Origin of the sequence: Streptomyces sp. WM6378, from assembly GCF_001279695.1 — a bacterium.
Classification (GTDB): domain Bacteria; phylum Actinomycetota; class Actinomycetes; order Streptomycetales; family Streptomycetaceae; genus Streptomyces.
Map to the genome: position 1 here is coordinate 131,680 of NZ_LGDD01000317.1, position 26,296 is coordinate 157,975.

At 71.4% G+C, this 26,296-nt stretch carries 25 protein-coding genes; 10 read left to right on the forward strand and 15 right to left on the reverse strand.

The window, feature by feature from the left end:
- The first annotated feature begins 686 nt into the window (after positions 1–686).
- Positions 687–1,475, forward strand: a complete 789-nt coding sequence (locus ADK54_RS32580; protein ID WP_053729378.1) for an HAD family acid phosphatase — start codon at positions 687–689, stop codon at positions 1,473–1,475.
- A gap of 66 nt (positions 1,476–1,541) precedes the next feature.
- On the opposite strand, the gene ADK54_RS32585 is transcribed toward ADK54_RS32580, so the two are convergent.
- From ADK54_RS32585 to ADK54_RS32605, 5 genes are all read right to left on the reverse strand, one after another.
- Positions 1,542–3,002 (reverse strand): peptidoglycan D,D-transpeptidase FtsI family protein, encoded by a 1,461-nt coding sequence (locus tag ADK54_RS32585; protein WP_053729379.1) that lies wholly within the window; start codon positions 3,000–3,002, stop codon positions 1,542–1,544.
- A gap of 78 nt (positions 3,003–3,080) precedes the next feature.
- Positions 3,081–3,731: a response regulator transcription factor gene (locus ADK54_RS32590; protein ID WP_053729380.1), complete on the reverse strand. Its 651-nt coding sequence runs from the start codon at positions 3,729–3,731 to the stop codon at positions 3,081–3,083.
- Positions 3,728–4,948, reverse strand: coding sequence for a sensor histidine kinase (locus ADK54_RS32595; protein ID WP_053729381.1), 1,221 nt, complete (start codon positions 4,946–4,948; stop codon positions 3,728–3,730). The genes ADK54_RS32590 and ADK54_RS32595 overlap by 4 nt, the downstream gene beginning before the upstream one ends.
- A complete protein-coding gene (locus tag ADK54_RS32600) occupies positions 4,948–5,934 on the reverse strand; it encodes a hypothetical protein (protein ID WP_053729382.1) in 987 nt (328 codons plus the stop codon). The genes ADK54_RS32595 and ADK54_RS32600 overlap by 1 nt, the downstream gene beginning before the upstream one ends.
- Positions 5,935–6,023: 89 nt before the next feature.
- Positions 6,024–6,794, reverse strand: a complete 771-nt coding sequence (locus ADK54_RS32605) for an IclR family transcriptional regulator (RefSeq protein ID WP_053729383.1) — start codon at positions 6,792–6,794, stop codon at positions 6,024–6,026.
- Positions 6,795–6,946: 152 nt separating this feature from the next.
- Between ADK54_RS32605 and ADK54_RS32610 the strand changes: the two genes are divergently transcribed.
- Complete coding sequence (locus ADK54_RS32610; protein ID WP_053729384.1) at positions 6,947–8,476, forward strand: aldehyde dehydrogenase (NADP(+)); 1,530 nt, start codon at positions 6,947–6,949, stop codon at positions 8,474–8,476.
- The gene (locus ADK54_RS32615; protein ID WP_053729385.1) at positions 8,473–9,084 is read left to right on the forward strand and encodes a DUF1349 domain-containing protein; all 612 of its coding nucleotides are present in this window, start codon (positions 8,473–8,475) and stop codon (positions 9,082–9,084) included. The genes ADK54_RS32610 and ADK54_RS32615 overlap by 4 nt, the downstream gene beginning before the upstream one ends.
- Before the next feature lie 303 nt (positions 9,085–9,387).
- Here ADK54_RS32615 and ADK54_RS32620 read toward each other — a convergent pair whose 3' ends face one another.
- Positions 9,388–10,770, reverse strand: a complete 1,383-nt coding sequence (locus ADK54_RS32620; protein WP_053729386.1) for an MFS transporter — start codon at positions 10,768–10,770, stop codon at positions 9,388–9,390.
- A 70-nt stretch (positions 10,771–10,840) separates the two neighbouring features.
- Here ADK54_RS32620 and ADK54_RS32625 point away from each other — a divergent pair, with 70 nt between their 5' ends.
- The 3 genes from ADK54_RS32625 (at position 10,841) to ADK54_RS32635 (ending at position 13,725) form a co-directional block, all read left to right on the forward strand.
- Positions 10,841–11,800 carry a GlxA family transcriptional regulator gene (locus ADK54_RS32625; protein WP_053729387.1) on the forward strand — a complete coding sequence of 320 codons (960 nt, stop codon included), beginning with the start codon at positions 10,841–10,843 and terminating at the stop codon, positions 11,798–11,800.
- 84 nt (positions 11,801–11,884) lie between these two features.
- Positions 11,885–12,592 carry a DsbA family oxidoreductase gene (locus tag ADK54_RS32630; protein WP_053729388.1) on the forward strand — a complete coding sequence of 236 codons (708 nt, stop codon included), beginning with the start codon at positions 11,885–11,887 and terminating at the stop codon, positions 12,590–12,592.
- A gap of 83 nt (positions 12,593–12,675) precedes the next feature.
- Positions 12,676–13,725: an aminotransferase class V-fold PLP-dependent enzyme gene (locus tag ADK54_RS32635; RefSeq protein WP_053729389.1), complete on the forward strand. Its 1,050-nt coding sequence runs from the start codon at positions 12,676–12,678 to the stop codon at positions 13,723–13,725.
- Between the two features lie 68 nt (positions 13,726–13,793).
- Here ADK54_RS32635 and ADK54_RS32640 read toward each other — a convergent pair whose 3' ends face one another.
- Positions 13,794–14,285, reverse strand: coding sequence for a MarR family winged helix-turn-helix transcriptional regulator (locus ADK54_RS32640; protein ID WP_053729390.1), 492 nt, complete (start codon positions 14,283–14,285; stop codon positions 13,794–13,796).
- Positions 14,286–14,389: 104 nt separating this feature from the next.
- On the opposite strand from ADK54_RS32640, the gene ADK54_RS32645 reads away from it, so the two are divergent.
- Both ADK54_RS32645 and ADK54_RS32650 read left to right on the forward strand, forming a co-directional pair.
- Complete coding sequence (locus ADK54_RS32645) at positions 14,390–15,463, forward strand: alkene reductase (RefSeq protein WP_053729391.1); 1,074 nt, start codon at positions 14,390–14,392, stop codon at positions 15,461–15,463.
- 43 nt (positions 15,464–15,506) lie between these two features.
- Complete coding sequence (locus tag ADK54_RS32650; RefSeq protein ID WP_234392290.1) at positions 15,507–16,214, forward strand: hypothetical protein; 708 nt, start codon at positions 15,507–15,509, stop codon at positions 16,212–16,214.
- Positions 16,215–16,241: 27 nt separating this feature from the next.
- Here the strand turns inward: ADK54_RS32650 and ADK54_RS32655 are convergent, their stop codons facing one another.
- From ADK54_RS32655 to ADK54_RS32680, 6 genes are all read right to left on the reverse strand, one after another.
- Complete coding sequence (locus ADK54_RS32655) at positions 16,242–16,892, reverse strand: hypothetical protein (protein ID WP_053729393.1); 651 nt, start codon at positions 16,890–16,892, stop codon at positions 16,242–16,244.
- 92 nt (positions 16,893–16,984) lie between these two features.
- Complete coding sequence (gene thpD / locus ADK54_RS32660) at positions 16,985–17,848, reverse strand: ectoine hydroxylase (RefSeq protein ID WP_053729394.1); 864 nt, start codon at positions 17,846–17,848, stop codon at positions 16,985–16,987.
- Between the two features lie 2 nt (positions 17,849–17,850).
- The gene (locus ADK54_RS32665) at positions 17,851–18,255 is read right to left on the reverse strand and encodes an ectoine synthase (protein WP_053729395.1); all 405 of its coding nucleotides are present in this window, start codon (positions 18,253–18,255) and stop codon (positions 17,851–17,853) included.
- A 67-nt stretch (positions 18,256–18,322) separates the two neighbouring features.
- Positions 18,323–19,591: a diaminobutyrate--2-oxoglutarate transaminase gene (gene ectB / locus ADK54_RS32670; RefSeq protein ID WP_053729396.1), complete on the reverse strand. Its 1,269-nt coding sequence runs from the start codon at positions 19,589–19,591 to the stop codon at positions 18,323–18,325.
- The gene (gene ectA, locus ADK54_RS32675; protein WP_078966801.1) at positions 19,588–20,109 is read right to left on the reverse strand and encodes a diaminobutyrate acetyltransferase; all 522 of its coding nucleotides are present in this window, start codon (positions 20,107–20,109) and stop codon (positions 19,588–19,590) included. The genes ectB and ectA overlap by 4 nt, the downstream gene beginning before the upstream one ends.
- A gap of 313 nt (positions 20,110–20,422) precedes the next feature.
- Complete coding sequence (locus ADK54_RS32680; RefSeq protein WP_053729410.1) at positions 20,423–21,520, reverse strand: pyridoxal-phosphate-dependent aminotransferase family protein; 1,098 nt, start codon at positions 21,518–21,520, stop codon at positions 20,423–20,425.
- Between the two features lie 101 nt (positions 21,521–21,621).
- Between ADK54_RS32680 and ADK54_RS32685 the strand changes: the two genes are divergently transcribed.
- Complete coding sequence (locus ADK54_RS32685) at positions 21,622–22,707, forward strand: amidohydrolase family protein (RefSeq protein ID WP_053729411.1); 1,086 nt, start codon at positions 21,622–21,624, stop codon at positions 22,705–22,707.
- Here the strand turns inward: ADK54_RS32685 and ADK54_RS32690 are convergent.
- Together ADK54_RS32690 and ADK54_RS32695 are read right to left on the reverse strand one after the other, a co-directional pair.
- Entirely contained in the window at positions 22,685–23,878 is a 1,194-nt protein-coding gene (locus ADK54_RS32690; RefSeq protein WP_053729398.1) for an MFS transporter, read from the reverse strand. The two genes, ADK54_RS32685 and ADK54_RS32690, sit on opposite strands and share 23 nt — an antisense overlap.
- A gap of 127 nt (positions 23,879–24,005) precedes the next feature.
- Positions 24,006–24,602, reverse strand: coding sequence for a TetR/AcrR family transcriptional regulator (locus ADK54_RS32695; RefSeq protein ID WP_053729399.1), 597 nt, complete (start codon positions 24,600–24,602; stop codon positions 24,006–24,008).
- 362 nt (positions 24,603–24,964) lie between these two features.
- Between ADK54_RS32695 and ADK54_RS32700 the strand changes: the two genes are divergently transcribed.
- Positions 24,965–25,948 (forward strand): SCO1860 family LAETG-anchored protein, encoded by a 984-nt coding sequence (locus tag ADK54_RS32700; RefSeq protein ID WP_107090674.1) that lies wholly within the window; start codon positions 24,965–24,967, stop codon positions 25,946–25,948.
- Positions 25,949–26,296 lie beyond the last annotated feature (348 nt).

Sequence of the window (26,296 nt, forward strand, 5' to 3'; positions counted from 1 at the left end):
ATCGAGCTCCACGAGAAAAGCGGGGGCGCCAGGTATTCGGCCGTACGAGCGGTTAGTTCGATGAGCGGTTATTCGGGGTGAATGCCGGGGTAGCTTGGCGGCGACTTGTTGTCCTGGATGAGGAGAAAGCCATGCGCGTACGCAGAGCCCTGGCCATTGTGCTCGCCACACCTGTCCTACTCGCCACCATCGGAATGAATGGGGCTTCCGCGGCGCCTCCGCCGAGGGACACGGCCGGGGGTTCAACCACCCGGCTTGAGCCTATCCCCGGCAGTAAGCATCGCGACGCCTCCGACCGTAAGCACGGCAGGATCGAAATGTCGCCCGATGACGAAATGGACGGAGGCGTCCTCGGCAATATCGCAGGTGAACTCCTGGGCCGCGTTTAAGCGCCGCTCCGGCGCTTCTTGAGCTCGGCAATTCTCGCCCCGGGCGGGCGCACGCGGCCCACATTCGCCAGCGCTGCCGGTCGGCCCGATATCGCGGGGTGCGTGATGCGCGGGCGGCGAATTGGGCAGGCCTGTTGTATCGGGTGTCGTGGACTCCCGGCCGCGCGGGCCGGGTGGACCACTGTGCCGGGGGCGCGGCGGGGTCCGGGGCGGGCCTACCCCCGGTAGGACACAGTGCGGCAAAGATTTCCGCATTTCCCCTGGCGGGGCGCCATGTGATGCGCGTAGACAATGCCCATGCGCACTCTCACCAAAGCCGCAACCACCGCCGCCGCACTCGCCGTCACCGGCGTCGCCTTCTACGGCGTCGGAGCGGCCTCCGCCGACAACGCGGCGCCGAAGTCGGACCGCGAGATACCGAACATCACCAAGGTCGAAGACAAGATCAACGCGTACTACGGCGGTACCGCCGACGCCTCCGGGAACTTCCAGGCGTCGCCCAAGAGCAACTACGCCAAGCAGGTCGCCGACATCGAGGCCCGCGCCAAGCGGCAGATAAAGCACGCCGCCGAGCACCCCGGGCGGGACGGCCGTAAGCCCGCCATCGTGCTCGACGTCGACGACACGACGCTGCTCACGTACGACTACGAGAAGAAGAACGGCTTCGCCTACAACGCCGCCGCCTTCGACGCCTATGTGCAGAGCGCGCGGTCGATCGCCGTGTTCGGCATGCCGGACCTGGTCAACTACGCGGCCAAGAACGGTGTCACCGTCTTCTTCCTCACCGGGCGCGACGCCTCCCAGCGCACCGCCAGCGCCGCCAACCTCACCAAGGCGGGCTACAACGTGCCGGTCGACGCCGCGCACTTCTTCCTCAAGGACAAGGCCAACCCGCCGGCCTACCTGAGCTGCGGCAAGCCCACCTGGACCTGCTCGACCGTCGACTACAAGTCGGGCACCCGCAAGCACATCGAGTCGCTCGGCTACAACATCGTGGCCAACCTCGGCGACCAGTACACCGACCTCTCGGGCGGCTACGCGGACAACACGTACAAGATCCCGAACCCGATGTACTTCCTGCCGTAACTCCCGTACCCCGCCACCACTCCGGTCCGGGGCGCTCGTCCGTCCGCGCGCGCCCCGGGCCGGGCTTCACTGCGAGGCCAGGGCTGCCTTCATCATCGCCTGGGCTACCGGGCCCGCCAGGCCGTTGCCGCTGACCTCGGAGCGCTCGGCGTCGGAGTCCTGGATGACCACGGCCACCGCGACCTCCTTGCCGGTCTTCGCGTCCTTGGCGAACGAGGTGAACCAGGCGTACGGCTTCTTGGAGTTGTCCACTCCGTGCTGGGCCGTGCCCGTCTTGGCGCCGACCTCCATGCCGTCGATCTTCGCGTTGGACCCGGTGCCGTCGGTGACCACCGAGACCATCGCGCTGTACATCTGCTGCGCCGTCTTCGACGACATGATGCGCTTGCCGTCCGAGTCCGAGTAGGACTGGAGGGTGGCTCCCTTCGAGTCCGTCACCTTGGACACCAGGTGCGGCGACGACATCACACCGTCGTTGGCAATGGCGGCCGACACCATGGCCATCTGCATCGGCGTCGCGGTCACGTCGAACTGGCCGATGCCGGACAACGCCGTCGACGACGCGTTCATGTTCTTCGGGTACACACTCGCCTGGGCACGGACGGGAACGTCCAGCTCCGCGTCGTTGAAGCCGAACTTCTCGGCCATCGCCCGCACCTTGTCCTGGCCCAGGTCCACGGCCATCTTGCCGAAGACGTTGTTGCAGGAGTATTCGAGCGCCGTACGGATCGAGGCGTTCTCGCAGGGCGCGGACGCCGACTCGTTGCGCAGATCCGTCGTCGTGCCCGGCATCCGGTACGGGTTGGGGCTCGTGGTCTTCTCGTCGATCGAGGAGTAAAGGCCGTTCTCCAGCGCTGCCGACGCCACCACCAGCTTGAACGTGGAACCCGGCGCCAGCGGCTGGCGCAGCGCCCGGTTGAGCATCGGCTGGCTCTGGTCCTCGGACAACTGCTTCCACACGTCGCCGTCCGCCGACGAGGAACCCGCGATCTTCGACGGGTCGTACGAAGGCGTGGAGACCATGCCGAGGATGCGGCCGGTCTTCGGGTCCATCGCGACGGCCGCGCCCTCCTTGTTGCCGAGCGCCTGGAACCCGGCCTTCTGCACCGCCGGGTCGATCGTCGTCAGGACGTCGCCGCCGGGCGCGCGCTGCCGGGTGAGCGCGTCGAACGGGTTCTGCATGCGCGGGTCGCTGCCGTCGAGGACCTTGGAGTAGATCCCCTCCAGCTGCGTCGATCCGTACACCTGCGAGGCGAAGCCCGTGACCGGCGCGTACATCGGCCCGTCCTTGTAGCTGCGCTGGTAGGCGAGGTCGCCGCTCTTCGTCCTTTCCGAGCCGGTGACCGGCGAGCCGGCCACGATGATGTCCCCGAGCGGCTGCGAGTACTCCGCGATGGTGTTCCGCCGGTTCAGCTTGTCGTCCGCGAGGGCCTGGCCTTTGTAGAACTGCACATAGGTGGCTCGTCCGAGGAGGGCGAGCACCATCAGCAGACAGAAGACCGAGGCGCGCCTGATTGTCTTGTTCATCCCGTACGCAAGACGGACGGGCCCGAGCGCGGAGTTCCGGTTGTCCCGGTTTCTCAGGAAACCTTCATCGGGAAACCGTCATCGGGGCCGCACGAAGCCCGACTCGTACGCCGCGATCACCGCCTGGGTGCGGTCGCGCGCGCCCGTCTTGGCCAGGACCGAGGCGACATGGGTCTTCACGGTGGCGGGTCCCACACCGATGCGCCCGGCGATCTCCGCATTGGTGAGGCCCGTCGTCATCAGGCGCAGGACCTCCGCCTCGCGCTCGGTGAGCCGGGCGGTCCAGGTGGCCGTGCGGGCGGACGAGTGGCGGGCGGCCAGCTCGCGGACCTGCGCGGGGAACAGGAGAGAGTCGCTGCGGGCGACCAGGCGGACCGCCTGGATCAGCTCCTCGGCGGCGGCCCGCTTCAGGAGGAACCCGCAGGCGCCCGCACGCAGCGCGTCGTACACGTAACTGTCGTTCTCGAAGGTCGTGACCACCACGATCTTCGGCGGTGCGGCGAGCGTGGCCAGGATCTGTTCGGTGGCGCGGATACCGTCGATCTCCGGCATCCGGACGTCCATCAGGACGACGTCGGGGAGCTTGGCGCGGACGACCGAGACGGCCTCGGCGCCGGTGGTGGCCTCGCCGACCACCTCCAGGTCGGGCTCGGCGTCGAGGATCACCCGCAGCGCCGTGCGCACCATCCGCTCGTCGTCGGCGACCACCACCCGGATCGCGCCGCTCATCGCGCACCGCCGAGCGGGAGGCGCGCGCTGAGCCGCCAGACGTCACCCTCCGGGCCCGCCGAGGCGTGCCCGCCCAGCAGCACGGCCCGCTCGGCGATCCCGCGCAGACCGCGTCCGCCGCCCGGCCGCACCACCGGCGCGGCCCCGGACCGGGGGTTCTCCATCACAAGGACCAACTCTCCATCGGCTATGGCGACTTGCAGGGTGACAGGTGAACTTCCGCCGTGGCGAAGGGCGTTGCTCAGGCCCTCCTGGACGATGCGGTACGCCTCCCGGGAGACGAGCTCGGGCACCGAGGCCGGATCGCCCTTCAGGGAGTACGTCACCTTCAGGCCGGTGCGGGACAGCAGGCCCTCCAGGGCGGCGAGGTCCGGGGTCGCGAGATCGCCGTCGTCCTGGCGCAACAGGCCGAGCACGGAGTCGAGTTCACCGACCGTGCGCCGGGTCGTCTCCTCGATGGCGGCGAGCGCCTCGCGTACGAACTCGGGGTCCGAGTCCAGGACGCGGCGGGCCGCGCTCGCCTGGAGCGTCACCGCGCTCAGGGCGTGGCCCACCGAGTCGTGCAGCTCGCGCGCCAGCCGGTTGCGTACGGCGAGCTCCGCCGCGCGCTGCTCGGCGGCGGCCAACCTGTCGGCCGGCGACGGGCCGAGCAGCACCGGCGCGAGCCGGGCGAGCAGCGCCCCGGCCGCCGCCGAACAGGCCGCGAGGCCCAGCAGCATCGCGATCCCGGCGACCGGGGCGCACGCGATGCCCCAGCCGCTGGAGAGCGGCCCGCCGGTGCTGTACACGGTGTGGCGCAGGCCGGGGAAGGCGGGCAGTGCGATCAGGAACACCGTGAACGGAGGCAGCGCCAGGCTCATCCCGCTCAGGATCCCGCCGAGCGCGACATGCAGCGTGTACCAGGCGGCGGCGCGAAGGCGGGCGTCGCGGGAGCGGGCGGGACCGTCGGCGAGCGCCGAAGGACCGACCCCGCACAGCGCCCGCGCGCCGAACACGAGCAGCGGCCGGGCGATCGGCACCAGGCCGGTGACGGCGGCGAACGGCAGCGCGACGGCGAAGGTGACGAGCGCACGCGGGAACGAGTCGAAGGAGCTGACCCCGGGCGCGGAAGAGCCGACGATGACCGAGCCCACCAGGAAGTACGGCATCAACAGGGCCCCGCCGATGACCAGATGGACCCAGCGGTGCCGGGCCCGTATGCCGAACAGGGCCCGCATCACGGGGTACGGCCCGGGTGGCGGCGGCGCTCGGCGAAGAACCGGGCGCCCAGGGTGACGACCAGCGTCCCGACGATCATCTGCACAGCGTAAGTGAGGTCCATCAGCGCGGTGGGTCCGTCCGCCGCGCCGTCCGTGACCGTGAGAGCGGAGAGCCAGAGCCAGCCGCCCCAGCAGGCGGTGGCGCCCGAACCGAGCCAAGCCAGGGCCAGCGGTATCCGGAGCGGCAGCGATCGGCCGAGCCCGAACGCGACCATCAGCACACCTGCCGCGCCAAGGACGGCGAACGCCGCGAACACCGCCTCCACGACGTACTGGTCGGCCGTCCGCCCCTCGGCCAGGGACGGGCTCAGGCCCGCCGCCGACCCCGTCGACCACAGCAGATGCGTACCGGCCGGAAGGAGCGAAAGCACCGCCACGGCGCCGGCGGCCGTCCGCAGCGCGGGCCGCACCGTGCCGTCCGGGAGCTCGCCGAGCCGGCCGCGCCACAGGTGGCCCCAGCGGTCGCGGGCGTACAGCGCGAACAGGGTGCCGAGCGCGAGGCCCTGGATGATGAAACCGGTGTAGACGACGCCGAAGACCCACTCGTCGAGGAACGGAGCGCTCGCCGGGTCGGAAGGCTTGCCGACGGCGGTGCCGCTCAGCGCGCGCACCAGGAGCTGGAGGGGGTATCCGGTCATGACAGGCGCGAGCAGACCGGTGGCGAGCCACATCGGCAGCGCGAGCAGCCAGGCCCTCACCCGCAGCCCCCACGGCCGGGTCAGGAGCAGCGCGAGGACGATCACGCACGAGTCCATGAGCACCGAGGCGCTGTTGGCCGCCGCCATCGAGGCGCGGTGGGCGAGCAGGACGCTGTGGTCAGGGATGCCCAGGTGGCTGCCCGCGACCCAGGCGAACTTGAGGCAGAGGTAGGGCAGGCAGGCGGCGATGGCGGCGGCCCGCAGAGCGGGGCGGAGGGCGGGGCGCGGCGCGGCGACGGTGGTCATGCCCTCACGGTCCCGCGCGGCCCCGCCCCACCGCGTCCTGCGCCCCGACGATCCGCCTCCGCCGCGCGGGGGAGGCGGGGCGAGCCTGGTCAGAGGCGGCGGGTCGCCAGGGTCAGGCGGTCCCGTGCGTCGAACAGGGCGTCCTTCACCATCTGTTCGTGGGCCGGGGTGAGCCGGGCCACCGGCACCGAGCAACTGATCGCGTCGCGGGCCGGGGTGCGGTACGGGATCGCGACGCCGAAGCAGCGCAGGCCCAGCGTGTTCTCCTCGCGGTCCACGGCGTAGCCCTGCTCACGGATGAGGTGCAGCTCCTCGATGAGCTTCTCGCGGTCGGTGATGGTGTGCTCGGTGAGCTGCTGCAGGGTCTCCGGGAGCAGCTTGCGCACCTGCTCGTCGCTGTGGGTGGCGAGCAGCGCCTTGCCGAGCGAGGTCGAGTGGGCCGGCAGGCGTCGGCCGACCCGGGTGAACGGGCGCAGGTAGTGCTGGGACTGGCGGGTGGCGAGGTAGACCACGTTCGTGCCGTCGAGCCGGGCGAGGTGGATCGTCTCGGTGGTGTCGTCCGAGAGCCGGTCCAGGGTGGGGCGGGCCGCCGCCACCACCTCGTCGCCGTCGATGTACGAGGTGCCGACCAGCAGGGCCCGCACGCCGATGCCGTACCGGGTGCCCGTCGCGTCGGTCTCCACCCAGCCGAGCTCGACCAGGGTGCGCAGAAGCATGTACAAACTGGACTTCGGGTAGCCAACCGCTTCCTGGACCGCGGCTAGGGAGTGCATTCCGGGCCGCCCCGCGAAATACTCCAGCAACTCGACGGTCCGCACCGCGGACTTGACCTGTGCTCCACCTGAATCGGCAGCCGACATCCAGCACCCCGCTCCTTCTCGCCGAGGCTTCTTGCCAAGGCGGAACGCCCATCAATAGAGTCCCAGCATATTCAGCATCGGGAACTCTGTTCAGAATACCGAACAAGTCCTGGTGGGCGGCAGGAGCGGACCGGCAGTGGAAGGACAACGCGGTGAGCGCAGCAGCACCAGTCTGGAGTGTCGACCCCCGAACGGGGAAGCCGCGTGAAGAGGTTGCGGTCGAAGCCACGCCCGAAGAGGTCGACCAGGCCGTCCGGGCCGCCCACGCCGCGCGCGGTGCGCTGGCCGGCCTGAGCGTACGCGCCGTGTTCCTGCGGACCGCGGCCGACCTCCTGGACGCCTCGGCCGAGCACGTGGTGGAGGCCGCCGACGCCGAGACGGCGCTCGGCCCGGTCCGCCTGAAGGGCGAACTGGCCCGGACCACCGCCCAGTTGAGGGCGTTCGCCGAGGCCGTCGAGGACGGCTCCTTCCTCGACATACGCATCGACCACGCCGACCCGACCCGCACACCGCCGTGGCCGGACCTCAGGCGCGTCAAGATCCCGCTCGGCGTCGTCGCCGTCTACGCGGCCTCCAACTTCCCGCTGGCCTTCTCCGTGCCCGGCGGCGACACCGCGAGCGCGCTCGCGGCCGGCTGCCCGGTCGTGGTCAAGGCGCACCCCGACCACCCGGCGACCTCGGAGCTCTGCGTCTCGCTCCTTCGCCGCGCGGCGGCTCGGGTCGGCCTCCCCGAGGACGTCGTGGTCCTGGTGCACGGCTTCACCGCGGGCGTCGAGCTCGTACGTCATCCGCTGGTGTCGGCCGCCGGGTTCACCGGGTCGGTGCGCGGCGGGCGGGCGCTGTTCGACGCGGCGGCCGCGCGGCCCGTGCCGATCCCCTTCCACGGCGAGCTCGGCTCGCTGAACCCCGTCGTGGTGACGGCGGCGGCCGCCGAGGAGCGCGGCGAGCAGATCGGGGCCGGTCTCGGCGCCTCGATGACCATGGGCGTCGGCCAGTTCTGCACCAAGCCGGGCTTCGTGCTCGCTCCCGGGGGCGAGGCGGGCGACGCCCTGCTCAAGGCCCTGACGGCCGCCGTCAGCGACACCGAAGCCGGGGTCATGCTCGACCACCGGATGCGGGACGCGTTCGTCGCCGGGGTCGCCGAGCGGGCCGCGCTGCCGGGCGTCGAGGCCCCGGTGACGCCCGGCGCGGGCGGCGAGCACACGGTGAGCGGCGGATTCCTGACCGTACCGGCGGCGCTCCTTGCCGCGCAGGGCGAGCACGACCTGCTCCTGGAGGAGTGCTTCGGCCCGGTCACCGTCGTCGCCCGGTACGCGGACGAGTCCGAGATCGGCGCGGTGCTCTCACGCCTGCCGGGCAACCTCACCGCGACCCTCCAGCTGTCCTCCGCCGAGGCGGCAGGTGAGGGCTCCGGTCCTCAACTCCTCGCGGAACTGACCAAGTTGGCCGGTCGCGTGCTGGTCGACGGCTGGCCCACCGGGGTCGCGGTCGCCCCCGCCCAGCACCACGGCGGCCCCTACCCGGCGACGACCTCCACCTCCACGTCGGTCGGCGCCACCGCCGTGGAGCGCTGGCTGCGCCCGGTCACGTACCAGAGCACTCCCCAGGCCCTGCTGCCGCCCGAGCTGCGCGACGACAACCCGCAGGGGCTGCCCCGCCGCGTGAACGGCGCGCTCGGATGACGCTGCGCCTGCCCGAACTGCCCTTCCCGCTTGAGCAGTTCGGGCCGGCCATGCCCTGGACGTACGACGACGGCGTCCTCTCGGTACGCGCCGGAGCCCGCCAGGACCGGTTCGTGCCGCCGGCCGGGGAGGGCCCGGAGCCCGCCTCCGACGCGCCCCGGCTGCTCGGGGCCGCCCCCGCGGGAGACTTCCAGCTGATCGCGCGGGCGACCGTCTCGTTCGAGGCGCCCTTCGACGCGGGCGCCCTGTACGTCCACGTCGGTGAGCGGCAGTGGGCCAAGCTCTGCCTGGAGCTCTCGCCACGGCGGCCGACGATCTGCACGGTCGTCACGCGGGGGCTCTCCGACGACGCGAACTCCTGGGAGGTGGAGGGGGACAGCGTCTGGCTGCGGGTCAGCCGGACCGGCAAGGCGTTCGCCTTCCACGCCTCGACCGACGGCGAGCGCTGGATCTTCGTCCGGGTCTTCGCGCTCGGCACGGCTCAGGAGAGCGGGGTGGCACGGGTCGGGTTCTTGGCGCAGTCGCCTGCGGGCGAGGGGTGTGCGGTGGCGTTCGACTCGGTGGAGTTCCGGGGGTACGCGCCGAAAGCCCTACGGGATGGAACCTGACCCTGGTGGCCGTTCCTGGGGCTCCGCCCCAGACCCCGGTTGAACCCCCACTGCACCCCTTCCCGAGACCCGCCGGGGGTGGGTGGGGTTCGGCTGCGGGCCGTGCGTGGCTGGTCGCGCAGTTCCCCGCGCTCCTAACTACGCCGGGTACAGGCACCTCCAGCCCGTCATGGGGGTCCCCCCTGGCCCTTAAGGCCTTGGGGGAGCTTGAGGACGAGCTCCCTTGAGGCGCGATACGGGGTCTGGGGCCGAGCCCCAGGGTCCTTCACCCCCGGAGGGTCTCGGGAAGGGGCGGGGCGGGGATCACTTGGTCGGCCGCAGGCGCAGCGTCGCCAGCGCCGACAGCGCGAACAATCCCGCCGCAACCAGCAGACTCGCCCGCAGCCCCGGAACGAAACCCCCCTCGCCCGCGACCATCGTGCCGAACACCGCGATGCTCAGCGCCCCCGCGACCTGCCGGCCCGCGTTGAGGACGCCCGCCGCAAGACCCGCCCGCTCCTGCGGCAGCGCTTCCATCATCGCGGCGGTCAGCGCGGGCACCGAGATGCCGCAGCCCAGCGCGAGCGGGACCATCAGGAACGCGGCGAGCAGCGCGGGGGTGTGCTCGTCGGCCACGAGGAGCACCAACAGACCGGCCAGCGCGAGGAGTTGGCCGATCAGCATCGGGACACGCGGCCCGTACCGGTTCGACAGCTTCCCCGACAACACGTTCACCACCGGGATCAGTGCGGTCATCGGGAGGAACATCAGGCCGGCCGTCAGGGCGGATTCCCCGCGCACCCGCTGGAAGTAGAGGCTGAAGACGAAGATCACCCCGTAGAAGGCGACGCTGGCCGCGGCGCCCGCGCCGATGGCGACGACCACCGTCCGGTTGCGGAACAGGCCGAGCGGCACCACCGGGTGCGCGACGCGGCGCTCGATCAGCCAGAACGTCACCCCGGCGGCCAGCGCGATGGCGCCCGCCACGATCCGTACGGTGCCCTGCTCGATCACCGCGAAGGCGAGCGCGGCGAGCGCGATCGCCGCCGCCAGCTGGCCCGGCAGGTCGAGCGGCGCGGGACGTCGCTCGGTGCGCGGGGCGCGGGCGGTCAGGGCGAGGGCGGCGAGCCCGAGGGGCAGGTTGATGAAGAAGATGCCGCGCCAGTCCCACACCGTGGTCAGCGCGCCGCCCGCGACCGGGCCGAGCGCGACAGCGCCCGAACCCCCGGCCGCCCAGAGCGCCACCGCCCTGGCCCTCCGCGCCGGGTCCGGATAGGCCTGGCGGACCAGGGCGAGGGAGGCCGGCAGCACCACGGCCGCCGCCACGCCCTGTACGACGCGGGCGCCGATCAGTACGTCCAGGTTCGGGGCCAGGCCGCAGGCCGCCGAGGCCAGGGTGAAGACGACCGTGCCCAGCGCGTACGCCTTCGCCGAGCCGATCCGGTCGGCGAAGGCCCCCGTCGAGAGCATCAGCGCGGCGAACGCGAGGGTGTAGGCGTCCACCACCCACTGGAGCCCGGACATGCCGCCGCCGAGGTCGCTTCCGATCGCCGGCAGCGCCACGTTCACCACGGACGCGTCCAGGGTGATCAGCGCGAAGCCCAGCAGGGAGGCGGCGAGAGTGAGGGCGGGGGAGGCTCCGCGCGGCGGCTTCGGGGCCAACTGGCGGTCGGTGGGCGGGGCTTGGAGTGCGGCGTTCGGTGACATGCCCCCAGCCTGGCGAGGGTGAGCCGCGTACAGTAGTGGCCTGAATGCCATACGTCCGGAGGTTCTGGCCATGCCGCTGCACCGGGTCGCCGTCATCGCGCCCTCGCCCGTCTCGATGTTCAACCTCGCCATCCCCGAGCTGCTCTTCAGCAAGGTCGAGGTGGACGGCGGGCCCGGGTACGAGGTGGTCGTCTGCACCCCTGAGCCGGGCCCGATCGCCACGACCGCCGGCCTCGACCTGTACGTGGGCCGGGGCCTGGACGCGGTCGAGGGCGCCGACACGATCCTCGTCGCCGGTACCGGACAGCGCTACGAGCCCGACCCGCGCACGGTGGCCGCGGTCGCGAAGGCGGCCGCCGAGGGCGTGCGCATCGCGTCCATCTGCAGCGGCGCCTTCGTGCTCGCCGAGGCCGGGCTGCTCGACGGCCGCAGCGCCACCACGTACTGGGAGCTCGCCGAGGAGCTGCGCAGGCGCTACCCGGCGCTCGACCTCAAGGGCGATGTCCTGTACGTCCAGGACGGCAATGTCATGACCTCGTCCGGGTACGCGGCCGGGATCGACCTGTGCCTGCACGTCATCCGCACCGACTACGGCGCCGCCGTCGCCAACACGGTGGCCCGCAGGACGCTGGTCGCACCGGTGCGGCCGGGCGGGCAGACCCAGTTCACCCAGACCCCGCTGCCCGCCGAGCGCGGGGCGGTCTGCGCGGACACCCGGGGCTGGGCGATGCGCAACCTCGACAAGCCGCTCACTCTGACCGACCTGGCCCGGCACGCGGGCGTAAGCGTGCGCACCCTGACCCGGCGCTTCCACGCCGAGAGCGGCGTGAGCCCGCTCCAGTGGCTCCTTCACCAGCGCATCGAGCGGGCCAAGGAGCTCCTGGAGACGACGACCCTCGCCATGGACCAGGTCGCCGATGCCAGCGGCCTGGGCAGCGCGGACTCGCTGCGCGGCCACCTCGTGCGGCGCACCGGGCTCACGCCGAGCACCTACCGGGCCACCTTCAGCAGGCTGACGGCGGCGGCATGAGCCGGGAGGTTCCTCCGGGAATGGGCCGGGCGCCCCGCGCGTTGGCGTAAAACGTACGACCTTCAACAAACTGAGAGAAGTGACATGCGCGTCGAGATCTGGAGCGACATCGCCTGCCCGTGGTGCTACATCGGGAAGGCCCGCTTCGAGAGGGGCCTGGCGGAGTTCGCCCACCGCGACGACATCGAGGTGGTCCACCGCTCCTTCGAGCTCGACCCGAACCGGGCCAAGGGCGACGTCGGCCCGGTGATCCCGATGCTGGCCAAGAAGTACGGCCGCACCATCGAGGAGGCCCGCGAGATGGAGGCGCACGTCGCGTCCAACGCGCACGCCGAGGGCCTGGGGTACCTGGCCGACGGCCGCGACCACGGCAACACCTTCGACATCCACCGCGTCCTGCACCTGGCCAAGGCTCGCGGCCGCCAGAGTGAGCTGCTCGACCTCGCCTACCGGGCCAACTTCGCCGAGGAGCGCTCCGTCTTCGACGCCGAGGTCCTGGTCGACATCGCGGTCGCGGCCGGCCTGGACGCCGACGAGGTCCGTACGGTCCTCGCCGACGAGGACGCGTACGCCGACGAGGTGCGCGCGGACGAGCGGGAGGCGGCCGAGCTCGGCGCCAACGCCGTCCCGTTCTTCGTGCTCGACCGCAAGTACGGGATCTCCGGCGGCCAGCCCGCCGAGGTCTTCACGCAGGCCCTCGACCAGGCCTGGCAGGCGCACACCCCGGCCCTGAAGACCATCGAGGGCGACGCCGAGGCCTGCGGCCCCGAGGGGTGCGAGGTTCCCCGGTGAGGGCCCTTTCATAAGAGTTGCTTAGGGGCATCAGTCAATTTTGCCCAATTGACTTGGGGTTGGCGGGGATTCAGGGTGGAGTCATGGAACTGGACTCCCTCGCGCGCGGCGAATTCGCGCCGCAGACCACCTACCTCAACACCGCGAGCACCGGGCTGCTGCCCGCCCGGACCGTGGCGGCCATGGGTGAAGCCGTGGCCGCCTCGGCCGCCGGGGCGCCGACCGACATGTTCGGCGACGTGGAGGCGGCCCGCGCCGCCTACGCCCGGATCGCCGGCGTGCCCGTGCGGCGCGTCGCGGCCGGTGCGTCCGTCGCCGTCTACACCGGCCTCGTCGCGACCTCGCTGCCCGAAGGCTCCGAAGTCCTCGTCGCGGAGGCCGACTTCAGCTCGGTGGTGAACCCGTTCCACATGCGCCGCGACCTGAAGGTGCGCACCGCTCCGCTGGAGCGGCTCGCCGAGGCGGTGCGACCGGGCACCGCGCTGGTCGCGGTCAGCGCGGTCCAGTCCGCCGACGGTCGCATCGCCGACCTCGCCGCGATCCGCGAGGCCGCCCGCGCCCACGGCACCCGGACCCTGGTCGACGTGTCCCAGGGGGCGGGCTGGTACCCGGTCGACGCCGACGCGTACGACTTCACGGTGACGGTCGGCTTCAAGTGGCTGACCACCCCGCGCGGGGTCGCCTTCCTCACCGTCCCCGACGACCTCGGCGGCCTGAACCCGATCTTCGCGGGCTGGGTGGCCGGCGAGTACCCCTGGGACGCCTGCTACGGGCCCGTCGAGGAACTCGCCCACTCCGCGCGGCGGTTCGACGAGAGCCCCGCGCTCTTCTCGTACACCGGGGCCCGGCATTCCCTCGCGCTCGTCGAGGAGCTGGGCACCGAACGCATCCGCGCGCACAACACCGCACTCGCCGACCGCTTCCGCGCCGGGCTCGCGCCGCTCGGATACGAGCCGGTGGCCGCGCCGGGCTCGGCGATCGTCGCGGTGCCGGGGCTCGGCCACCGCCAGGAGGAGCTGAGCCGCTCGGGCATCGAGCTCTCCAACCGGGCCGGCAACCTGCGTGCGGCCTTCCACCTCTACACCTCGGCCGAGGACGTCGACCGGCTGCTCGACCTGCTGCCCGCCCGCTGAGCCGGAGTCGCGGCCGCGGCAGGGGCCGCTTACGGCCGGGGGGTCGGGGCTCCCCGGCCGCCCCGCCGTCAGCAGCCGCCGTCGCCCGCCGTAGGGCACAGATTGGCCTCGACCTTCCCCAACAGCCTTGTCAGCTCGGCCCGTTCGGCCGCGTCGAGGCCGGCCAGGGTCTGCTGCTCCAGCTCGTTCCAGGCCGCCTTCACCCGCTCGTGGAGTACGAGGCTGTCCTCGGTCGCCTCGACCAGCGAGGCGCGCCGGTCCTTCGGGTCCGGGCTGCGCCGCACATAGCCCGCCTGCTCCAGGCGCTGGAGCATCTTGGTGACCGTCGAGGGGTCGAGATCGAGCAGCCTGATCAGCTCGGACTGCCGGGTCGCCCCCGCGTCCCACAGGTGCATCATCAGGAACTCCTGGCCCGGGTAGAGCCCGATGGTGCGCAGCAGGCGGCCCGCGGTGAAGCGGTGAAGGCGGGCCACCCGGGAGACCGCGTGACTGAACGGGCCGCAGCTCGCGGCGCTCGGCAGGCGGGAGTACTCGGTACGGGCGGGGTCTTCGGAGATCATGCGTCAAGATTACCTTGGTCGGCCAATCATTGCGCTACAGTGGCTCTCGTCGACATTACTTGGCCGACCACATATTCCCCCCTCATGTCTCCCTGGAGGCCGTTGTGACCACAGCTTTCGATCCGATCGACCTGGCCGGCACCCGGCTCGCCAACCGCATCGCCCTGGCGCCGATGACCCGCAGCCGCGCCCACGGCCCGGGGAACTCGCCGACCTCCTCGACGGCCGAGTACTACGCCCAGCGCGCCTCGGCGGGGCTCGTCATCACCGAGGGCATCCAGCCCTCCGTGGTCGGCCAGGGCTACCCCGACACCCCCGGACTGCACAGCGCCGAGCAGATCGCGGCCTGGCGCAAGGTCACCGACGCCGTGCACGCCAAGGGCGGCCGGATCTTCGCCCAGCTGATGCACACGGGCCGGATCGGCCACCCCGATCTGCTGCCCGACGGGCTGATCAACGTGGCCCCGTCCGCGGTGGCCGCCGAGGGGCAGGTCTACACCCACGAGGGGCCGAAGCCGTTCGTCACCCCGCAGGCGCTGAGCGAGGACCAGATCCAGGTCACCATCGGCGAGTTCGTGTCCGCCGCCCGCAACGCCATCGAGGCGGGCTTCGACGGGGTCGAGCTGCACGGTGCCAACGGCTACCTCATCCACCAGTTCCTCGCGCCCAACTCCAATGTGCGCAACGACGGCTGGGGCGGCTCGGTCGAAGGCCGCATCCGCTTCGCCGTCGAGGTCACCAAGGCCGTCGTCGCCGAGATCGGCCCCGAGCGCACCGCCATCCGCCTCTCGCCCGGCAACCCGTACAACGACATCGCCGAGCCCGAGCCGCAGCCGACCTACACCGCGCTCGTCGCCGCCCTCGAACCGCTAAGCCTCGCCTACCTGCACCTCCTCGAAGGCAGCCCGGAGCAGCGGGAGTTCACGCTTCAGCTGCGCAAGTCCTTTTCGGGCACGTTCATCCTCAACGCGGCGACCGCTGGGCCGACCGGGCCCGACGCGCTCGCCCTCGTCGAGGACGGCACCGCCGACCTCATCTCCTACGGCGCCCTCTTCCTCGCCAACCCGGACCTGCCGGCCCGGCTCAGGGCGGGCGGCCCCTACAACACCCCCGACCGCTCCACGTTCTTCGGCGGCGACGACCGCGGCTACACCGACTACCCGGCGCTCGACGCGTGAAATCCGCTGGGCACGGCCCGGGAGGAGCATGCAGGATCGGGCCGTGACCAGTGACACCAGTGACACCGGGCGCGTGCGCGAAGCCGTCCGCAACAACGCCGAATGGTGCGCCGCGCTCTGCCGCGCGCACGGCATCGCGGGGGAAACGGGACCGTACGCCTGGACCAGCCCGCGCAGAACCCCGCTCTACTATCCGGACGCCGTGACGCTCACCCCCGAGGCCTCGCCCCGCGACATCGTCGGCCGTATCGACCTCGCGAACCCCGGCGCCTCGGTGAAGGACAGCTTCGCCTCGCTCGACCTGACCGGCGACGGCTTCGAGGTGCTCTTCGAGGCCGAGTGGATCCATCGCCCGGCCCCGCGAGCCACCGGCCAGGGCTGGCAACTCGTGCGTACCGAGGGCGAGTTGGCCGAGTGGGAGCGGGCCTGGTCCGACGGGGACAGCGAAATGCTCTTCCCGCCGGGACTGCTCGCCGAATCCGCCCACACCTTCCTGGCGGAGCGCGACGGGGAAGGAAAGGTGGTGGCGGGAGCCGTCGCCGGCAGGAGCGGACAGGTGGTGGGCATCTCCAACCTGTACGCGGTCGACGGCGACCAGGGCGCGGCCTGGGCAGGCTGCCTCGCCACCGTTGCCCGCCTCTGGCCCGGCCTCGCCGTCGTCGGCTACGAGAGCGGCGACGACCTGGCGGCGGCGCTGCGCGCGGGCTTCACCACGACCGGACCGCTCAGCGTGTGGCTGCACCAGGGCTGAGCGGTCCGGTCGTGCGAGTGCCGGGTGTCAGCTGAGCGGTTCGCCGTACCAGCGCCACTTGTCCGGGCGGGCCCGCCCCGGCAGATCCGCCCGGCCGGTGGCCCAGAGCAGCACCCGCCAGCGGTCCTGGTCGTCCGGCACGTCCCGGAAGAGCCGGGCGAGCACCCGGTCGCACAGTCCGGCCGGCGGGGTCCAGGCAAGACCGAGCCCCTCGGCCACGTCGTGCGTGTGCAGCAGGGTCTCCACGATGCCCATCGCCCCGAATCCCTCCGGGTCCGAGACGCCGAATCCGTGGTACGCCCGCACCTCCGGCGAGGTGGTGCGGACCATCGCGGTGAGCAGGGCGCCGCTCGCCTCCAGGGTCTGGAGCAGCCCGGCCGGCCCCGCCGCGCGGTCCGCGTGCACCGCGTTGCGGGGGCCGCCGTGACGTTTCGCCTCCCACAGGTACGGCACCTCGCCGTCCAGCGGCGGCTGGGCGGGACCGAGCTGCACCGCGTAGGCGAAGAGATCGTCCGAGAGGTGCTCGACGGTCTCCCAGCAGTCCCACTCCAGCGTTCCGGCCTTCACGCCCCAGTCCGCCGCGAGCCCGGCCCGCAGCGCGGTCACCGAAAGGCGCACGGAGTGCTCGACGTCGGCGGCGGTGACGGGAGTTCGCGAAGATTCATCGACCATGGACATGGGGGGACCGTACCAACGATCTCTGTGGGCGGGGCTTCCGGCCGCGGGCAGTTCGGCGTACCGGGAACCCCCGGCCGGGAAAGCGCTTCACCTCACCGGCTCACCGGAGTGAAGTCCCTCGCCCCGATGAACTCCGGTCGGCGGATCGGGGCCGCGAACGGCTCCTGCGCCGCGTTCTCCACGCTGTTGAAGACGATGAAGACGTTGCTGCGCGGGTACGGGGTGATGTTGTCCCCGGAGCCGTGCATCGCGTTGCAGTCGAACCAGGTGGCCGAGCCCGCCCGGCCGGTGAACAGCCGGATGCCGTGCCGGTCGGCCATCTTCGTGAGCGCCTCGTCGGACGGCGTCCCCGCGTCCTGCATCTGGAGGGACTTCTTGTAGTTGTCCTTCGGGGTGGCGCCCTCGCAGCCGAGGAAGTCCCGGTGCGAGCCGGGCATGATCATCAGGCCGCCGTTGGTGTCGTGGTTCTCGGTCAGCGCGATCGAGACGGACACCGCCCGCATCCGCGGCAGGCCGTCCTCGGCGTGCCAGGTCTCGAAGTCCGAGTGCCAGTAGAAGCCCGAGGCGCCGAAGCCCGGCTTCACGTTGATCCGCGACTGGTGGACGTACACGTCCGAGCCGAGGATCCGCCGGGCCGTGCCCACCACCCGCTCGTCGTGCACGAGCCGCCCGAAGAGCTCGCTGATCCGGTGCACCTCGAAGACCGAACGCACGGACTGCGACTGCGGTTCGATGATCGACCGCTCATCGGCACGCACGGAAGGATCGGCGATCAATCGCTCAAGTTCCGAGCGATAGAGCGATACTTCGTCGTCCGTGAGCAGATCTTCGATCGCGAGGAAGCCGTCCCGCTCGAACGATTCGAGCCCGGCGGACGGGCCCCAGACGACCGGGTCCTGGCGGGGCGTGATCACCTCGGCGGTGCCACGGGTGGGGTAGAGATCCTGGGCGGTCATGGTCAGCCCTCCTCGGGTTCGGTCAGCAGCGGGTAGACGCCGTTCTCGTCGTGGTCCTCCCGTCCGGTGACGGGCGGGTTGAAGACGCAGACGCAGCGGAAGTCGGTCTTGGGGCGCAGGGTGTGGCGCTCGTGGCCGTCGAGGAGGTACATCGTGCCCGGCGCGATCCAGTGGGTCTCGCCGGTCTCGTCGTCGGTGAGCTCGGCCTCGCCCTCGGTGCACAGCACGGCCTCGATGTGGTTGGCGTACCACATGGAGGTCTCGGTGCCCGCGTACAGGACGGTCTCGTGCAGGGAGAAGCCGACCTTCTCCTTCGCGAGCACGATCCGCTTGCTCTCCCAGGTGCCGGAGGCGGCCTTCACATGGCGGTCGGTGTTCTCGATGTCCTTGAACGAGCGGACGATCACGGTGAGTTGGTGCCTTTCTCTCTTCGCTGTCTGCGCAGGCTGTGTGTGTCGGTGGGGTGCGGGCCGGTCAGACGGTCGCGGCGACCGCGCGGGCCAGCGTCCGCAGGCCCTCGTCCAGTTCATCGGGCGTGATGGTCAGCGGCGGCAGCAGCTTGACCACCTCGCTCTTCGGCCCGGAGGTCTCCAGGAGCAGCCCGAGTTCGAAGGCGCGGGCGCAGACCTCGGAGGCGCGGGCCGGGTCGGCGAACTCCAGGCCCCAGACCAGGCCCCGGCCCCGGTAGCTCGCGCCGAGCCGGCCGTGCTCGGCGCACAGCGCGAGCAGCGCCTGCTCGACCTGCTCGCCGCGGGCCAGGGTGTGCTTCTCCATCTGGCCGTCGGCCCAGTACGCGTCGAGCGCGGCGGTCGCGGTGACGAACGCCGGGTTGTTGCCGCGGAAGGTGCCGTTGTGCTCGCCGGGCTCCCACACGTCGAGCTCGCCCTTGAACAGGCAGAGCGACAGGGGGAGTCCGTAGCCGCTGATCGACTTGGAGACGGTGACGATGTCCGGCACGATGCCCGCCTCCTCGAAGGAGAAGAACGCGCCGGTGCGCCCGCAGCCCATCTGGATGTCGTCGACGATGAGCAGCATGTCGCGGCGCCGGCACAGGTCGGCGAGCGCGCGCAGCCACTCGGCGCGGGCCACGTTGATGCCGCCCTCGCCCTGCACGGTCTCCACGATCACGGCGGCCGGCTTGTTGAGGCCGGAGCCCTGATCCTCCAGGAGCCGCTCGAACCACAGGAAGTCGGGCACCCGGCCGTCGAGGTAGTTGTCGAACGGCATCGGCGTGCCGTGCACCAGCGGGATGCCGGCCCCGGCCCGCTTGAAGGCGTTGCCGGTCACCGCGAGCGAGCCGAGCGACATGCCGTGGAAGGCGTTGGTGAAGGAGACGATCGACTCGCGGCCCTTCACCTTGCGGGCCAGCTTCAGCGCGGCCTCCACCGCGTTGGTGCCGGTCGGGCCGGGGAACATGACCTTGTACGGCAGGTCGCGCGGGCGCAGGATCACGTTCTGGAACGTCTCCAGGAACGCCCGTTTCGCGGTCGTCGCCATGTCCAGGCCGTGCGTGATGCCGTCTCGCTCGATGTAGTCGATCAACGCCCGTTTCAGTACGGGGTTGTTGTGGCCGTAGTTGAGTGATCCGGCCCCGGCGAAGAAGTCCAGGTAGCTGTGGCCGTCCTCGTCGGTGAGGCGGGCACCCTGCGCGCGGTCGAACACGGCGGGCCAGCCGCGGCAGTAGCTGCGCACCTCCGATTCGAGCGACTCGAAGACACTGAGGGCGGGCGGGGTGATGGTCACAGCGATTCTCCCTGGGGGTGGAGGGGGCCGATGCGGTAGAGGACTTCGGGCTGGTGCCCGTCGTCGGGGAACAGGCCCGCATCGAAGAGGAGTTCACGGTCGAGGGTGGCGCCGCGCCGCTTGGCGTACGAGGTGAAGAGCCGGTCGGAGGGGGTGTTGTCCGGCGACACCGTCGTCTCGACGCCGGTGATCCCGTGCGAGGCGCGCACCTTCGCGGTCAGCGCTTCGAGCAGCAGTCCGGCGAGCCCGTGGCCCCGGTGGGCGTGGTCGACGGCGACCTGCCAGACGACCAGGGTGCCGGGACGCTCGGGCCGTACGTAGCCGGTGATGAACGCGATCGGCTCGCCGGCGTCGTCGCGGGCGACGACGGAGGTCCCGGCGAAGTCGCGGCACCAGAGCAGATAGCTGTACGAGGAGTTGAGGTCGAGTACCTCGGAGTCACGGGCGATGCGCCAGATCGCGGCTCCGTCCTCCACTCGTGGGCTTTCGATACGGACTGCTGTTTGCGCGGCGGTCATGCCGAGGGAATTTACCGACCAGAAATTGAAATCGCATTCCCGTGAGGGGGTGTGCCAGAAGGTCATCCGTGTTATCACGCGAGCATGCGCGCGAACCGGTTTGTCCGGGAATTACCGGACAAAAGGGCAGGGTTGTGGAGTCGATCACACCCCTGTGACGGCCCCGGAACCTTGTTGAAACCTTTGTGTTTGAGGTCGGGAAGTCGGGGCAGAAGAAAACGGGAAGCTGCGATGGATAAGCAGCTTCCCGTTATGTGGATCGTTTTGCGGAATTCAGTTGTGATTTACCCGCCGGAGGAACGCGGAAAAAGTGTCACCAGGTTTCGGAAACGGCCTTGCGGGCAGCTTCCAGGTCCACCGCGATTCCGTACTCGCCGAGTGCCGCCCCCAGCGCCGCGAGCGAGGACTGGACGACGCCGCGCGTGGCGTCCACGCCGTAGTGGTTGACCCGGATCATCGTCGAGGCCAGTGCCCCGCCACCGGCGATCAACGGCAGCGAGGGGTCGGAGGCGAGCGCCTTGGCGACCAGCTCCGAGGCGTCGACTCTGGCCGGTGCGCGCAGAGTTGTGGCCACCGGGGCGGCGTCCGCGGCCTCGTGGACGTACGGGGTGAGCCCGCCGCCCAGCGCCACGGAGCCCGCCCGGGTCGCGGCGGCGGCCGAGGCGTGCCGGGCCGTCACCGCGGCCAGGCCCTCGGACTCGATGCGCTCCACACACGCCTCAAGGGCGAGCATCTCCAACTGCGCGGGCGCGTGCAGCAGGGCCTTGCGGCCGCCGTCGATCCAGCGCTGCTTCCAGTCCAGGAGGGAGAGGTAGGAGCGGCGCGGCGCGTTCGGGTTGGCGGCGATCCGCTCCCAGGCACGGGCGCTGACCGAGACCGCCGAGACGCCGGCCGGGCCGCCCATCGCCTTCTGCGCGCCGATCACGCACAGGTCCACGCCCCAGGCGTCGGGCAGCAGCGGCTCGGCGGCCACCGAGGCCACCGCGTCCAGCATGAACAGGGCGCCGTGCCGGCGCACGACCTCGCCGATCTCCGCGACCGGGTTCGTATTGCCGGTCGCCGCCTCCGCGTGAACGAGCGAAACGAAATCGATCTCCGGATGTTCGGTCAGCGATCGATCGATCTGCTCCGCGGTGACCGCCGCATGGAACGGCACCTCCAGATCGATCACCTCGGCCCCGCAGTCGCGCAGCCAGTTGCCGAAGGTCTGCCCGTACGGCCCGGTCACCACGTTCAGCGCGGTGGAGCCGGGGTGCGCGGCGCCGCGGATGCAGCCCTCCAGGGGGAGCAGCGCCTCGCCCTGCATGATCACCACGTCCTGCTCGGTGTCGAGCAGGACGGCCACGCGGCGCTCGATCGCCGCGAAGTGGTCGGCGGTCAGCGGGGCCAGATCCAGGAGCGGGTGTGTCACGGCGATGCCTTCTTCGATCAAGTCGGGGGTCAAGTCGGGGGTCGGGTCGGGTGTTCGATCCTCTGGATGGAGACTACCCAGCGCCTCGTACAGTGCTGACCATGAGCGATCGCACGGTGCTGCATGTGAAGGGGCGCGTCCTCGCGGGACCCGAGGACGTACGGGACGAGCTGTGGGCGGTCGACGGGCGGATCACCTACGAGCGGCCCCCGGGCGAGGCCTTCACCGTGACCGGCTGGGTGCTGCCGGGCCTGGTCGACGCGCACTGCCACGTCGGGCTCGACAAGCACGGCCCGGTGCCGGACGAGGTGAGCGAGAAGCAGGCCCTCACCGACCGCGACGCCGGGACGCTGCTGCTCCGCGACGCGGGCTCGCCCTCCGACACCCGCTGGGTCGACGACCGCGAGGACCTGCCGAAGATCATCAGGGCGGGCCGGCACATCGCCCGCACCCGCCGCTACATCCGCAACTACGCCCACGAGATCGAGCCCGGCGACCTCGTCGCCTACGTCGCCCAGGAGGCGCGGCGCGGCGACGGCTGGGTCAAGCTGGTCGGCGACTGGATCGACCGGGACGAGGGTGATCTGACCGCGTGCTGGCCGCGCGGCGAGGTCGAGGCCGCTATCGCCGAGGCCCACCGGCTCGGCGCCCGGGTCACCGCGCACTGCTTCGCCGAGGACTCGCTCAGGGACCTGGTCGAGGCGGGTATTGACTGCATCGAGCACGCCACGGGCCTGACCGAGGACACCATCCCGCTGTTCGCCGAGCGCGGCGTGGCGATCGTCCCGACGCTGGTCAACATCGCCACGTTCCCGCACATGGCCGACGGCGGCGAGGCCAAGTTCCCCAACTGGGCCGCCCACATGCGGCGGTTGTACGAGCGCCGCTACGACACGGTGCGCTCGGCCTACGAAGCCGGGATCCCCGTCTTCGTCGGCACGGACGCGGGCGGCTCGCTCGCCCACGGCCTGGTCGCCGCCGAGGTCGCCGAGCTCGTGAAGGCGGGCATCCCGCCGGTCGACGCGCTCTCGGCGACGGCCTGGGGCGCCCGGACGTGGCTCGGCCGCCCCGTCCTCGAAGAAGGCGCCCCGGCGGACCTGGTGGTCTACGACCAGGACCCGCGCGCGGACGTCCGGGCGCTTGCCGCGCCGAGCCGGATCGTGCTCAACGGGCGCGTTGTGGGCTGACCAACTCCCGTTCAGGGCTGGTGGGTTCAGGGGCGCGCCGCCGGGCGGCCAGTTCGGGCAGCAGGCTGAGGACGCCGAGCGCGGCAAGGCCCGCGCCGAGCCACAGCGGCGCCCGGAGGCCGAAGTGGGTGACGCCGACCCCGCCGAGCGAGGAGCCGATGCCGACGCCGAGCGTGATGAACGAGGCGTGCACCGAGTTCACCAGCGGCCGGGCGTTGGCGATGCGCTGGACGCGCGTGACCATCGCCGGGTTCATGGTGACCCCGACAAGGCCGATGCCCAGCATGAACACCACGGCGGGCAGGGCGAGGTGGGCGAGCAGCGCGAACCCGGTGAGGAAGAGCAGGTTCAGGGCGAGCCCGGCCGCGAGCACGTTCAGGGCGTACCGGTCGGCGAGGCGGCCGACCACGTGGTTGCCGATCACGGTCGCGGCCCCGTACGCGATGAGCAGCACCGGGACGGCCCCGCTGCCGAACCCGGTGACCTCGGTCAGGATCGGATTGAAGTAGCTGAACGCGGAGAACGTCGCACCGATGATGAAGGTGCTGGTGACGAGCGCCAGCCACAGCCCGGGGCGCCGGAAGGCGGCCAGCTCCTTGCCGAAGCCCCCGCCGTCCTCGGCCCGGCCGAGCCGGGGCACCCCGGCAAGGGTGCACAGGGCGGCGGCCACGGTCAGGACCGTGATGGCCCAGAACGCGGCCCGCCAGCCCAGGTGTTCACCCATCAGGGTGGAGAGCGGCAGCCCGAGGAGGGTGCCGAGCATCAGCCCGTTGAGCGCGACGGACGTGGCCCGGCCGCGTTCCTCGGGGCGGGCCAGCTGGGCGCAGATCGACAGCGAGACACCGAAGAACGCCTGCGAGGCCGTGCCCGTGACGACCCGGGCCAGCAGCATGACCGCGTACGTGGTGGCGGTCGCGGCCAGCACGTTGCCGACCAGGAAGACGCCGAACAGCACCATCAGCGCCTGTCTCTGCGGCAGCCGCATCACGGTCACGGTCAGGAACGGGCCTCCGAACGCCATCGCCAGCGCGAACGCGGTGATGAGATAGCCGATTTGGGGGACGGTGACATCGAGGCCCGCCGCCATCTGCGGCATCAGTCCGGCGACGACGAACTCGCTGGTGACCATGGCGAAGATCCCCAGGGCCAGTACGTAAACGGCGCGAGGCATGACAGGTGCGCTCCTGTTCGGGGGTGTTGCTGGTTATGGATTGTTTAGTACAAAACCGGGGTGTGCATCAACTAGGCGATATTCGGGGGAAGTTGAGAAAGGGGCAGCGGGCCGGTGAGTTACTGGCTCAGTGGGTCAGGGCGTCCATGGCCGCGTCGACGATGCCCTCCAGATCGGCGCGGTCGGCGCCGCCCTGGCCGGCCACTCGCAGCCCGGCGATGACCGAGTTGAGGTAGCGGGCGAGGGTGAGCGGATCGCGCCGGGAGGTGATCTCGCCGGCGCTCCGGCCGGTGGCGATGACCGTACGCAGCGCGTCGAGACGGCGGGCCAGGTCGCGCTCCAGGAGGGCGGCGGCCCTGGTGTCGCGGCGGGCGAGCTCGACCGTGGAGTTGACCGCGAGGCAGCCGATGCTGCGCCCGTCCCGGCGCTCCTTCATCTCGCCGTCGACGACCGTGGCGAACAGGGCCCGGATCCGTTCCAGGGGGCCGAGCCGCTCGTCCTGGAGGAGTTCTAGCTGGGTCGACGTCATCATGTCGATATAGCGGCCGAGTGCCCGCTCGAAGAGGTCGTGCTTGCTGACGAACGTGTTGTAGATGCTGCTGCGGCCCAGTCCGGTGGCCTCGCACAGGTCCTGGGTCGAAGTGGCCTCGTAGCCGTTCGCCCAGAAGGCGCGCATCGCCGCGTCCAGGGCCCGCTCCTCGTCGAACTGTCTCGGTCGGGCCATGGTCGTACCGTAGCACGATTTTGAATCGAGCTGTCCAATACATTGCTTGGTTGACCGGGCGTTACGCCCGGCGCGGCCGGGTCGTTGAAGTTCTTCATGCGTACGCCGGGGTGGTGGGGCGGCGTATGGGGTGCGGGGCGGTGTCGGGGGTGACGGGAGGGGATGCCCGTGTCGGAAGAATCGAATGTGGGAACGGAAACCACCCTTTGGGGTGAACTCGCGCCAGGTGACCGCCAGTTCACTCTCAGTGCGTAAAGATTCGGTGTCCCAAGTCGCCGGGGCGCCCCTCGATTCGCAGGAGTCCCACGAGTCCCCGTGGCGGGCGTCCGGCCAGTCATGTCTCCTGTGGGGGTTCCACCACTTTGAACAGCAACAACTTCGGCCTGCCCTTCTGCCTGCCCGCGAACGGTCCGGCCACCCGTCGTCCGGCGGTCCGCCGCTCCGCCGCGGTCGCGGCCTGCGTGGCGCTCGCCGCCGGGCCGCTGCTGCTCGCCGCGCCCGCGCGGGCCACCGGCGTCGAGGGTGACGGCGGCGGCCGGGCGAGCGCCGTCGTGCTGCGCACCGGGCTCGATGTGTCCCTGCTCGACAAGGCCGTCGACGTACCGCTCAAGGCCACGCTCAACGAGGTGCAGGCGCCGGCCGGTGCCGAGAAGACCGCGCTGACCGTGAAGCTGGACGGGGTCGGCGGCGGGCAGCCCGTCGATGTCCTGAAGGCGGACGTGGCCACGGCCGGGGCGAGCGTCGACGCGAAGCGGGCGGAGGGGTCGTCGCGGCTGGTCAACGCCCGGCTGCACGTGCCCGGGCTTCCGCTGCTCTCCCTCGTCGAGGTGGGGGAGGTGACCTCAAGCGCGGTCTGCGAGGCGGGGCGTACGCCGGTCGCCAAGTCGAATGTGCTGGGGGCGGTGACCGTGCTCGGGAGGAAGGTCACGCTGTCGGCGGGCGGGGCCACGCGGGTGCTGGTGCCGGGGGTCGGCGAGGTCACCCTCGACCTGTCGAAGGCCACGACCACCTCGCGCACCGCGGCGGCCGTCGCCCTTCAGCTGAAGGTCTCGGTCAACCCGCTCCACCTGAACGTCGCCGTCGTCAAGGGCGAGGTCACCCTCGCCGAGGCGACCTGCCAGTCGCCCAAGGCGCCCGTGAAGCCGGCACCGGCCGCGGCGGACCCGGACGCAGGTGCCGTCTCCACGGCAGTGAAGACGCAGAGCGTCGCGTCGGATACGAAATTGGCGGAGACCGGGGGGAGTTCTGCCACGCCGTACCTCGCGGGCGGGGCGGCGGTGCTGCTCGTGGGGGGTGCGGGGGCGCTGGTGCTGACCCGGGTGCGGGCGCGGGGCGGCCGGGGCTGACCCCTCCGGGGGGCGGGCGGTGCGAGGGGATGCGGGCCGCCCGCCCTCCGGTCCCCGGCAGGATGCGGCGCGGCCTGCCCCGGGGCTGTGCCCCGGACGGACTCCCGATGCCCTTCGGCCTGCGGGCGGTGGATGGCTGGTCGCTCCCCCAAGTTCTCGGCTCCGCTCGAACAGGGGGACCCCCATCGCGGCGGAGCCGCACAATGTCACAGCCCCGCGCCCCTGACAGCGTCGGTGCTGGCCGGCACCGGCATCTTCAGCCCGTCATGGGGGTCCCCCCTGGCCCTTGAGGCCTTGGGGGAGTTTGAGGACGAGCGCCCTTGAGGCGCGAACGGGGTCTGGGGCGGA

Bases quoted from the DNA above. Each gene is read 5' to 3' on its own strand.
- ADK54_RS32685 (WP_053729411.1), top strand. From the start codon at position 21,622: ATGAGCGATCGCACGGTGCTGCATGTGAAGGGGCGCGTCCTCGCGGGA.
- ADK54_RS32630 (WP_053729388.1), top strand. From the start codon at position 11,885: ATGCGCGTCGAGATCTGGAGCGACATCGCCTGCCCGTGGTGCTACATC.
- ADK54_RS32625 (WP_053729387.1), top strand. From the start codon at position 10,841: ATGCCGCTGCACCGGGTCGCCGTCATCGCGCCCTCGCCCGTCTCGATG.
- ectA (WP_078966801.1), bottom strand. From the start codon at position 20,109: ATGACCGCCGCGCAAACAGCAGTCCGTATCGAAAGCCCACGAGTGGAG.
- ADK54_RS32640 (WP_053729390.1), bottom strand. From the start codon at position 14,285: ATGATCTCCGAAGACCCCGCCCGTACCGAGTACTCCCGCCTGCCGAGC.
- ADK54_RS32580 (WP_053729378.1), top strand. From the start codon at position 687: ATGCGCACTCTCACCAAAGCCGCAACCACCGCCGCCGCACTCGCCGTC.
- ADK54_RS32655 (WP_053729393.1), bottom strand. From the start codon at position 16,892: ATGTCCATGGTCGATGAATCTTCGCGAACTCCCGTCACCGCCGCCGAC.
- ADK54_RS32605 (WP_053729383.1), bottom strand. From the start codon at position 6,794: ATGTCGGCTGCCGATTCAGGTGGAGCACAGGTCAAGTCCGCGGTGCGG.
- ADK54_RS32590 (WP_053729380.1), bottom strand. From the start codon at position 3,731: ATGAGCGGCGCGATCCGGGTGGTGGTCGCCGACGACGAGCGGATGGTG.
- ADK54_RS32635 (WP_053729389.1), top strand. From the start codon at position 12,676: ATGGAACTGGACTCCCTCGCGCGCGGCGAATTCGCGCCGCAGACCACC.
- ADK54_RS32600 (WP_053729382.1), bottom strand. From the start codon at position 5,934: ATGACCACCGTCGCCGCGCCGCGCCCCGCCCTCCGCCCCGCTCTGCGG.
- ADK54_RS32595 (WP_053729381.1), bottom strand. From the start codon at position 4,948: ATGCGGGCCCTGTTCGGCATACGGGCCCGGCACCGCTGGGTCCATCTG.
- thpD (WP_053729394.1), bottom strand. From the start codon at position 17,848: ATGACCGCCCAGGATCTCTACCCCACCCGTGGCACCGCCGAGGTGATC.
- ADK54_RS32695 (WP_053729399.1), bottom strand. From the start codon at position 24,602: ATGGCCCGACCGAGACAGTTCGACGAGGAGCGGGCCCTGGACGCGGCG.
- ADK54_RS32690 (WP_053729398.1), bottom strand. From the start codon at position 23,878: ATGCCTCGCGCCGTTTACGTACTGGCCCTGGGGATCTTCGCCATGGTC.
- ADK54_RS32620 (WP_053729386.1), bottom strand. From the start codon at position 10,770: ATGTCACCGAACGCCGCACTCCAAGCCCCGCCCACCGACCGCCAGTTG.
- ADK54_RS32615 (WP_053729385.1), top strand. From the start codon at position 8,473: ATGACGCTGCGCCTGCCCGAACTGCCCTTCCCGCTTGAGCAGTTCGGG.
- ADK54_RS32585 (WP_053729379.1), bottom strand. From the start codon at position 3,002: ATGAACAAGACAATCAGGCGCGCCTCGGTCTTCTGTCTGCTGATGGTG.